Below are 6,254 nucleotides of genomic sequence, written 5' to 3'. Positions count from 1 at the left end.
CCCTTGCCTCTGGCTAACACTTCCCCTTGCCGGGTGTGTAGAGGACTTTCACCTCCAAGTCACCAGCGAGGCCACCACAGCCAAGCTGGTTGCGCTTACGCGCAACGCGCCATGCCTGGCGCACAAATAAAAAACCCCATGATCACTCATGGGGTTTTGAGTTTTCAGCGCCTGGGATTATGCCGGGGCGGAAGTCCGGATCAAGTGATCGAAAGCGCTCAGGGAAGCCTTAGCGCCCTCGCCCACCGCAATCACGATCTGCTTGTACGGCACGGTCGTCACGTCGCCAGCGGCGAACACACCCGGCACCGACGTTTCACCGCGAGCGTCGACGATGATCTCGCCACGGGGCGACAACTCGATGGTGCCTTTGAGCCAATCGGTGTTGGGCAGCAGTCCGATCTGCACAAAGATCCCTTCCAGTTCCACGCTGCGCAATTCATCGCTGTGACGATCCTTGTAGCGCAGGCCGTTGACCTTCTGGCCGTCGCCGGTGACTTCAGTGGTTTGCGCACTGGTGATCACGGTGACGTTCGGCAGGCTGTGCAACTTGCGCTGCAACACCGCATCGGCACGCAACTGCACGTCGAACTCCAGCAGCGTGACATGGGACACGATACCGGCCAGGTCGATGGCCGCTTCGACGCCGGAGTTACCACCACCAATCACCGCCACGCGCTTGCCCTTGAACAGCGGACCGTCGCAGTGCGGGCAGTACGCAACGCCTTTGTTGCGGTATTGCTGCTCGCCCGGCACGTTCATTTCACGCCACCGTGCGCCGGTTGCGAGGATCACGGTCTTGGCCTTGAGCTTCGCGCCGCTGGCGAAGTGGACTACGTGCAACTCACCTTCTTTGCCAGTGATCAATTTGTCTGCGCGTTGCAGATTCATGATATCCACGTCGTACTGTTTGACGTGCTCCTCCAGGGCCACGGCCAGCTTCGGCCCTTCGGTTTCCTGCACCGAGATAAAGTTCTCGATGGCCATGGTATCCAGCACCTGCCCACCAAAACGCTCAGCCGCGACACCTGTGCGGATGCCTTTACGGGCCGCGTAGATCGCCGCCGAAGCACCGGCCGGGCCACCGCCGACCACCAGCACGTCAAAGGCATCCTTGGCGCTAATCTTCTCGGCCTGGCGTTCGATGCCGCTGGTGTCGATCTTGGCGAGGATTTCCTCCAGGCCCATCCGACCCTGGCCGAAGTTCACACCGTTGAGGTAGATGCTTGGGACCGCCATGATCTGGCGCTCATCGACTTCGGCCTGGAACAATGCACCGTCAATGGCGACGTGGCGAATGTTCGGGTTCAGTACCGCCATCAGGTTCAGTGCCTGGACCACGTCCGGGCAGTTCTGGCAGGACAGCGAGAAGTAAGTCTCGAAGTTGAACTCGCCCTTGAGCGAGCGGATCTGTTCGATCACTTCGACACTGGCTTTGGACGGGTGGCCGCCGACTTGCAGCAAGGCCAGCACCAAGGACGTGAATTCGTGGCCCATCGGGATGCCGGCGAAACGCAGGCTGATATCGGCGCCCGGGCGATTGATCGAGAACGACGGCTTGCGTGCATCATCGCCGTTGTCGAGCAAAGTAATCTGGGTGGAAAGACTGGCAACGTCTTTCAACAGTTCGAGCATTTCCTGGGATTTCGCACCGTCGTCGAGGGAAGCAACGATCTCGATCGGCTGGGTGACCCGTTCCAGGTACGATTTCAACTGGGCTTTAAGATTGGTGTCCAACATACGGGCGATTTCCTTGAATTCTTGAGACAAAAAAACGCCCGAGCGAATCTCGCCCGGGCGTTTTTATTGGGCGGTGCAGCTTGCTTAGAAGGTGCGGAAGTCCGCCCTGATGAAGCGCGTCACAGACTTAGATCTTGCCGACCAGGTCCAGGGACGGTGCCAGAGTGGCCTCGCCTTCTTTCCACTTGGCCGGGCAAACCTGGCCTGGGTGAGCGGCGACGTACTGGGCAGCCTTGATCTTGCGCAGCAACTCGGAAGCGTCACGGCCTACACCACCGTCGTTCAGTTCAACGATCTTGATCTGGCCTTCAGGGTTGATCACGAAGGTGCCACGGTCAGCCAGGCCTGCTTCTTCGATCAGCACGTCGAAGTTGCGGGAGATGGCGTGGGTCGGGTCGCCGATCATGGTGTACTGGATCTTGCCGATGGCTGGCGAAGTGTTGTGCCAGGCAGCGTGGGCGAAATGGGTATCGGTGGAAACGCTGTAGATCTCGACGCCCAGCTTCTGGAACGCGTCGTAGTTGTCGGCCAGGTCTTCCAGTTCAGTCGGGCAGACGAAGGTAAAGTCGGCCGGGTAGAAGAACACCACAGACCACTTGCCTTTGAGGTCAGCGTCCGAGACTTTTACGAAGTCGCCATTTTTGAATGCGTCAGCTTTGAAGGGTTTAACTTGGCTGTTGATGATAGGCATCGTTGACTCTCCGTCAGGGGTTAATAAGTTGATGGAGAGAACTTTACCCACTCGACGGACGGTTGGCTCATTGGCAAACCTGATGCTGCTGATTGGCTTTCGCTATTAGCCAGCGGTATTAATAGAAGAAAACGGTATCTAGGGTGACACGGGCTTTTCCGTGATGCGCGCCATGCCGAGGAACGGACTGGCCTCGATGTAACGCATGGCCGACTTCATGTCCTTCCAACCCACATAGCTCATCAGCGACTTCAGGTCCCAGCCACTCTGATGCGCCCAGGTGGCAAAACCGCGACGCAAGGAGTGGCTGGTATAAAGCTCGCCGGCAATACCTGCCCGCGCCAACGCCTGACGCAATAACGGAATCACGCTGTTGGCGTGCAATCCCTCCTCGCCCAGATGCCCCCAGCGGTCGATGCCACGGAACACCGGCCCACGCACCAGTGCTGCCTCGGTAATCCAGTCGATATAAGCCTGCACCGGACACAAGCGTTGCAAGGCCGGCGTATGGTAGGTCTTGCCGAGGTTGTCGCGATCACTCTTGCTGCGCGGCAGATAGAGACTGATGCCGGAACCGGCGTTGGCCTGCACGTGTTCCACCTGGAGCCGGCACAACTCATCACTGCGAAAGCCCCGCCAGAAGCCCAGCAGGATCAGGGCCATGTCGCGCCTGGCCCGCAGTAGACCCGGTCGGTCGCCTGCGACCCTGGCTGTCTGCACTTCTTGCTCCAGGCAACTGACCACCTGCTCCAGATGTTGAAGCTGCAAGGGTTCGGCTTGTTTTTCCTGGGCCGGGTGCAACGCGCGAATGCCCTTGAATACCTTGCGCACCACTGGCGCCTTGGTGGGATCGGCAAACCCCTGGCTGTTGTGCCACTGCGCCAATGCCGACAAGCGCAGTTTCAGCGTGTTGATCGACAACACTCCGGCATGGGCCACCAGGTAGCGCGCCACGCTGTCGCCGGTGGCCGGCAGAAAACCGCCCCACGTGACTTCGAAATGCTCGATGGCTGCGCGATAGCTGCGACGGGTGTTGTCGCGCGTCGCCGCTTGCAGGTAACGATCCAGCTCGGTCATGGGGTCAACTCTTGAATTCATACCGCTTTGACGGGTCAAAAACCGGTACTGGGTGCATCACACGGGGTAATACCAGTATATCCCGTGTTAGTTACGTTCAGTATTTAACTTTATAAATTGAATGGTACAATGTGTATTTACGTGGTACGTACCACATCATCAAAACCCTGGAGATCTCATGGCACGCGGCGGTGTAAATAAAGCGGTGGTTCAAGCCGCTCGGTTGGCGATCCTCGCCCGCGGCGAAAACCCCAGCATCGATGCCGTACGGATCGAGATGGGCAATACCGGCTCGAAAACCACGATCCATCGCTACCTCAAGGAACTCGACGACAGGGTCGAACCTGTCGAGGCACCGACAGAACCGATCGACGACGAACTGATGGCGCTGGTGGCGCGGCTCGCGCAACGACTCAAGGAGCAGGCGCAGGAGCCCATCGACCAGGCGCGCACGCAGTACGAGGACCAACGCAAAGCGCTGGATAACCAGCTCAGCGAAGCGCAAGAGGCCAACAGCGAACTGCACCAGCAATATGAATTTCAAAGCCTGGCGCTGACCCAGGAGTCCGAGGCCCTGCAAGAAACCCGTGCCATGCTGCAAACGGAGCAAACCCGCAACGCCGGGTTGAACCAGGCGCTGGCCGATTTCGAACTGCGTTTGAAGGACAAGGACGAGCAGATCCGCTCCCTTGAAGAAAAACACCTGCACACTCGCGACGCGCTGGAGCACTACCGCAATGCGGTCAAGGAACAGCGCGAACAGGAAATGAGTCGCCACGAAGGCCAGGTGCAACAGCTACAGATGGAGCTGCGCCAGGCACAACAAAGCGCGCTGGTACGCCAGGATGAAATCACCCAGCTGCACCGCGACAACGAACGCTTGCTGACTGAAAACCGCGGCACCCTGCGCGAGCTGAGCCTGCTGCAAGAACAGCTCAAGCAAAGCAATACCCGCCAGGATCAGCTGCTGGAACAGGCCACCCGCGTCGACGGCGAACGCACCCTCCTCCAGGAACGCCTGCGCGTCGCCCTGCTGGAAAGCCAGGCACTCAAACAGAACGTCGACGAGCAGTCGCTGCTCAACAGGTCACTGGAAATGGATCTAGCCAAGACCCGGGCGGATCTGGAAGAACGCGCGCGTCTGGCCGCGACCCTTGCGGCAGCGGCAGACGCAGCGAAGGACGTTTAACCGGCGACCGGCGTACGCATGGTGACGAACTCTTCGGCGGCCGTCGGGTGCACCCCGATGGTTTCGTCGAAGTCGCGCTTGGTGGCGCCGGCCTTCAAGGCAATCGCCAGACCCTGGACGATTTCACCAGCTTCCGGGCCGACCATGTGGCAACCCAAGACCTTGTCGGTCCTGGCGTCCACCACCAACTTCATCAGCGTGCGCTCCTGGCATTCGGTCAGGGTCAGCTTCATCGGCCGGAAGCGGCTTTCGAAGATCTGCACCTCGTGGCCGGCTTCGCGAGCCTCCTCCTCGGTCAAACCGACGGTGCCGATGTTCGGCAGGCTGAACACCGCCGTCGGGATCATCTTGTAATCCACCGGACGATACTGCTCTGGTTTGAACAGGCGCCGTGCAACCGCCATGCCTTCAGCCAGGGCCACCGGTGTCAGCTGAACACGCCCGATCACATCGCCCAGCGCCAGGATCGACGGCTCGGCGGTTTGATACAGCTCGTCGACCTCGACAAAGCCTTTCCTGTCGAGTTTGACCCCGGTGTTTTCCAGCCCCAGATTGTCCAGCATCGGACGACGACCCGTAGCGTAGAACACGCAATCGGCTTCCAGTTGGCGACCATCCTTGAGCGTGACTTTCAGGCTGCCATCGGCCTGCTTCTCGATGCGCTCGATGTCCGCATTGAATTGCAGGTCCATGCCGCGCTTGGTCAACTCTTCCTGCAAATGCTTGCGCACGGAACCGTCGAAGCCGCGCAGGAACAACTCGCCGCGATACAGCAGCGTGGTCTTGGCACCCAAACCGTGGAAGATCCCGGCGAACTCGACCGCAATGTAGCCACCGCCCACCACCAGCACACGCCTGGGCAGCTCTTTGAGGAAGAACGCCTGGTTGGAACTGATCGCATGCTCGTGCCCCGGAATCTCCGGAATCTGCGGCCAGCCACCGGTAGCGATCAGGATATTTTTGGCGGTAAAGCGCTCGCCATTGATCTCGACCTGATGCGGATCGACGATCTTCGCGTGCCCCTCATGCAAGGTCACGCCACTGTTGACCAGCAGGTTGCGATAAATGCCATTGAGGCGATTGATCTCGCGGTCCTTGTTGGCGATCAATGTCGGCCAGTCGAACTGCGCTTCATCCAGGCTCCAGCCAAAACCCGAAGCCTGCTCGAAGTCTTCGGCGAAATGCGCCCCGTAGACCAGCAATTTTTTCGGCACGCAGCCGACGTTCACACAGGTCCCGCCCAGGTAGCGGCTCTCGGCCACGGCCACTTTCGCGCCGAACCCGGCGGCAAACCGCGCAGCCCGCACACCGCCGGAACCGGCACCAATCACATAAAGGTCAAAATCGTAGGCCATTTTCAATCTCCTCGGCAGGTGACCAGCATACCCGCAGACATTTGTTGGGCAAGCGCTGCAGTCGATATGGGCCTGAATCGAGTAGGAGGCGGATTTACATCCGCCGTCCTCTCACACCACCGTACGTACGGTTCCGTATACGGCGGTTCAGGTTAAGCGGTTAAGCCGGGTTATCGTGTCCAGTATTGAGACCAGCCCGAGT

At 59.4% G+C, this 6,254-nt stretch carries 5 protein-coding genes; 1 reads left to right on the top strand and 4 read right to left on the bottom strand.

Translation table 11 applies throughout. The features are described from left to right. Positions 1-177: 177 nt before the first annotated feature. The 3 genes from ahpF to KGA96_RS29430 all read right to left on the bottom strand — a co-directional run bounded on the left by ahpF (position 178) and on the right by KGA96_RS29430 (position 3,508). Positions 178-1,740, bottom strand: coding sequence for an alkyl hydroperoxide reductase subunit F (ahpF, locus tag KGA96_RS29440; protein WP_046043828.1), 1,563 nt, complete (start codon positions 1,738-1,740; stop codon positions 178-180). Positions 1,741-1,867: 127 nt separating this feature from the next. Then, positions 1,868-2,431: an alkyl hydroperoxide reductase subunit C gene (gene ahpC, locus KGA96_RS29435; RefSeq protein ID WP_007975937.1), complete on the bottom strand. Its 564-nt coding sequence runs from the start codon at positions 2,429-2,431 to the stop codon at positions 1,868-1,870. 138 nt (positions 2,432-2,569) lie between these two features. Next, complete coding sequence (locus KGA96_RS29430; RefSeq protein WP_046043830.1) at positions 2,570-3,508, bottom strand: site-specific integrase; 939 nt, start codon at positions 3,506-3,508, stop codon at positions 2,570-2,572. Between the two features lie 178 nt (positions 3,509-3,686). On the opposite strand from KGA96_RS29430, the gene KGA96_RS29425 reads away from it, so the two are divergent. Beyond that, on the top strand, positions 3,687-4,697 hold the full coding sequence (locus KGA96_RS29425) for a DNA-binding protein (RefSeq protein ID WP_223516057.1): 1,011 nt from the start codon (positions 3,687-3,689) through the stop codon (positions 4,695-4,697). On the opposite strand, the gene gorA is transcribed toward KGA96_RS29425, so the two are convergent. Continuing rightward, the gene (gene gorA / locus KGA96_RS29420; protein WP_223516054.1) at positions 4,694-6,052 is read right to left on the bottom strand and encodes a glutathione-disulfide reductase; all 1,359 of its coding nucleotides are present in this window, start codon (positions 6,050-6,052) and stop codon (positions 4,694-4,696) included. The genes KGA96_RS29425 and gorA overlap by 4 nt on opposite strands. Positions 6,053-6,254 lie beyond the last annotated feature (202 nt).

Origin of the sequence: Pseudomonas sp. GL-R-26 (genome assembly GCF_019947365.1) — a bacterium.
GTDB lineage: Bacteria > Pseudomonadota > Gammaproteobacteria > Pseudomonadales > Pseudomonadaceae > Aquipseudomonas.
The sequence above is the reverse complement of the archived record's forward strand: the minus strand, read 5'-3'. Positions and strand labels throughout refer to the sequence as shown.

Excerpts from the sequence above, each read along its gene's own strand:
- ahpF (WP_046043828.1), bottom strand. The coding sequence starts at position 1,740 with ATGTTGGACACCAATCTTAAAGCCCAGTTGAAATCGTACCTGGAACGG.
- ahpC (WP_007975937.1), bottom strand. The coding sequence starts at position 2,431 with ATGCCTATCATCAACAGCCAAGTTAAACCCTTCAAAGCTGACGCATTC.
- KGA96_RS29430 (WP_046043830.1), bottom strand. The coding sequence starts at position 3,508 with ATGACCGAGCTGGATCGTTACCTGCAAGCGGCGACGCGCGACAACACC.
- KGA96_RS29425 (WP_223516057.1), top strand. The coding sequence starts at position 3,687 with ATGGCACGCGGCGGTGTAAATAAAGCGGTGGTTCAAGCCGCTCGGTTG.
- gorA (WP_223516054.1), bottom strand. The coding sequence starts at position 6,052 with ATGGCCTACGATTTTGACCTTTATGTGATTGGTGCCGGTTCCGGCGGT.